The organism is Isoptericola sp. NPDC057391 (assembly GCF_042668085.1).
Lineage (GTDB): Bacteria > Actinomycetota > Actinomycetes > Actinomycetales > Cellulomonadaceae > Isoptericola.
Window position 1 is genome coordinate 1 of record NZ_JBHVBO010000296.1, and the last position, 3074, is coordinate 3074.

General features: G+C 72.6%; 2 protein-coding genes. Both read right to left on the reverse strand.

Going from position 1 to position 3074, the window contains the following annotated elements; translation table 11 throughout:
- On the reverse strand, nucleotides 1-1215 hold a 1215-nt coding region (locus ACFUVW_RS20400), incomplete at its 3' end, for a sensor domain-containing protein (RefSeq protein ID WP_430573121.1).
- A gap of 193 nt (nucleotides 1216-1408) precedes the next feature.
- On the reverse strand, nucleotides 1409-2962 hold the full coding sequence (ahcY, locus tag ACFUVW_RS20405) for an adenosylhomocysteinase (protein ID WP_430573122.1): 1554 nt from the start codon (nucleotides 2960-2962) through the stop codon (nucleotides 1409-1411).
- Nucleotides 2963-3074 lie beyond the last annotated feature (112 nt).

The following is a 3074-nucleotide window of genomic DNA, read 5'->3' on the forward strand; positions in this document are numbered from 1 at the left end:
GGCGTGCTTGGTCGCGTTGGCGACGAGCTCCGCGACCGCGAAGTAGGAGATCGCGGTGACGCTCGGCGGCAGGTCGGCGCCGTCGAGCCCGACGGCGTGCACCCGCACCGGCAGCGCAGCCCGCGCGGCGAGCGTCTCGAGGGCGACGGAGAGCCCGGCGTCCAGCGCGGGCGGGCGGATGCCGCGGGCGAGCTCGCGCAGCTCGGCGAGCGTGTCCTTCGTGCTGGAGTGGGCCGTCTCGAGCACCGCAGCGAGCTCCGCCGTGTCGACACCGTCGGTGCCGTCGCGCAGCAGCTCGCGCGCCTCGCCGATCTGCATCGCGACGGCGACGAGGTGCGCCTGTGTGCCGTCGTGCAGGTCGCGCTCGATGCGGCGCAGGCGCTCGTCGGCGTCCTCCACCGTCACGGCGCGGGCCCGCTCGGCGTACGCCACCCGCAGGCTGGCGCGTGTGGGGCTGAGCAGGCCCTCGGCCAGCAGCCGGAACAGGCCCACGAACAGCGACTGCACCTGCGGCCACAGGTACAGCAGGATCACGCCGACGGCCACGAGGAGCGCCTGGCGCGCCGGGGTGTCCACGAACCAGTCCGTGCCGAACGACGCGCCCCGGTGCCACGTGCCGTCCCCCGCCTGCTGCAGCGGCAGCCAGCGGGACCAGAACCAGTGGGTCATCCCGCCGAGCGCCACGGCGAGGAACACCGTGCTCACGACGAACGACACGATCGCCAGCGGGAACGTCACCACCATGTACAGCAGCGCACGCCACGCGGTCGCGTCGGCGAACATGCTGCCCACCCGGCGCCAGAACCCCTTGCGCGGCTGGCGTGGCATCGGCTCCGCGATCTGCACGCCCAGGTACCGCACCGCCATCCGGCGGTACATCGATCCCCAGCCACGCGCGCCCAGCAGCAGCCCGCCCCCGACCAGGAGGCCGACGATCGTCACGGCCGCCGGCACCAGCAACGACACCGTCAGCAGGGCGTAGGCCAGCGCGAACGGCGCGAGCAGCAGCGCGAGCCACAGGAAGCCGTACTTCCGCCACGTGCGGCGGTCGAACGGCGCGAGGAGGAACGGCGGCGCCCCGTCGTGCGGCGACCGCGGGGAGGCCGCCGGGCGCGCCGCCGTCTGCGCGGTCGACGGCGGTGCGGTCGACGACGGTGCGGACTGCGGGGTCGCGGGCGGCGGCACCTGGCCGTCGGTGGACGTCATGCTGGTCATGCTTCCAGGCTGCCGCCCGCGACGCCGAGCCGATAACCGGACGGCCACCCTGCGCACGGGGGCTGTCCCCCGTGCCCGCCCGGCGACCTGTCAGGGCCAGGAGCACCAGAACATGCGCGTGGCCCTGACAGCTCGCCGCGACGACGAGCAGTCAGGGCCACGTGCACAGGAACCCGGTCCTGGACCTGACAGGTCAGTAGCGGTAGTGGTCCGCCTTGTACGGGCCCTCCACCGGTACGCCGATGTACTCGGCCTGCTCCTTGCTCAGCTCGGTGAGCCGCACGCCGAGGGCGTCGAGGTGCAGGCGGGCGACCTTCTCGTCGAGCACCTTGGGCAGGCGGTACACCTGGCGCTCGTACTGGCGCTCCTCGGCCGGGCGGGCCATGTCGGCGAACAGCTCCATCTGGCCGATCACCTGGTTGGCGAACGAGTTCGACATGACGAAGGACGGGTGCCCGGTCGCGTTGCCCAGGTTGAGCAGGCGCCCCTCGGACAGCACGATGATCGACCGACCCGGGCGCTCCACCCCGTCCGGGCCGACGCCGGCGGGCAGCGTCCACTCGTGCACCTGCGGCTTGATCTCGGTCTTCACGACGCCCGGCACGGCGGCGAGCCCGGCCATGTCGATCTCGTTGTCGAAGTGTCCGATGTTGCCGACCACGGCCTTGTCCTTGAGCGCGAGCATGTGCTCGGTGCGCACGACGTCCTTGTTGCCGGTGGTGGTGATGACGAAGTCCGCCTCGCCGATCACGTCGTCGAGCCGGGCGACCTGGAAGCCGTCCATCGCCGCCTGCAGCGCGCAGATCGGGTCCACCTCGGACACGATGACGCGCGCGCCCTGCCCACGGAACGCCTCCGCGGCGCCCTTGCCGACGTCGCCGTAGCCGCACACGAACGCGACCTTGCCGCCGATGAGGATGTCGGTGGCGCGGTTGATGCCGTCGGGCAGCGAGTGGCGGATGCCGTACTTGTTGTCGAACTTCGACTTCGTGACCGAGTCGTTGACGTTGATCGCCGGGAAGATCAGCTCCCCCGCCTCGGCGAGGTGGTAGAGCCGGTGCACGCCCGTCGTCGTCTCCTCCGTGACGCCGCCGATGCTCTGCGCGACCGTCGTCCAGCGCAGGGGGTCGGAGTCGAGGGCCCGGCGCAGCACGCCGCGCACGACGTTCATCTCGTGCGTGTGGTCGGGCTCCCCCGGCAGGGTGTCGGGCGGCACGACGCCGGCACGCTCGTACTGCAGGCCGAGGTGCACGAGCATCGTGGCGTCGCCGCCGTCGTCGAGGATGAGGTTGGGGCCACCCTGCCCGTTCTCCGCCCCCGGCCACACGAGGATCTGCTCGGTGCAGTCCCAGTACTCCTCGAGGCTCTCGCCCTTCCAGGCGAACACGGGCACGCCCTGCGGGTCCTCGGGGGTGCCGTGCGGGCCGACGACGATCGCGGCGGCCGCCTCGTCCTGCGTGCTGAAGATGTTGCAGCTGGCCCAGCGGACCTCGGCGCCGAGCGCGACCAGCGTCTCGATGAGGACGGCGGTCTGGACCGTCATGTGCAGGGAGCCGGCGATGCGGGCGCCCGCCAGCGGCTGCGCCTCACCGTACTCGGCGCGCAGCGCCATGAGGCCGGGCATCTCGTGCTCGGCGAGGCGGATCTGGTGCCGGCCGGCCTCCGCCAGCGCGAGCGAGCGCACCTTGTAGCGGCCGGGAACCTCGTCGAAGCCCGTCGTGCCGGGTGCCTCAGCGGTCGTGGACATGGTCGCCCTCCTGGACGTCTCGGGGTCATGTCGGTCGCGCTGGGGGCTCCCGTCTGCGCGGTGGGCGCACCACGGCGCCCACCGCCCAGGGTATCCGTGCCCGTCGTGAGGG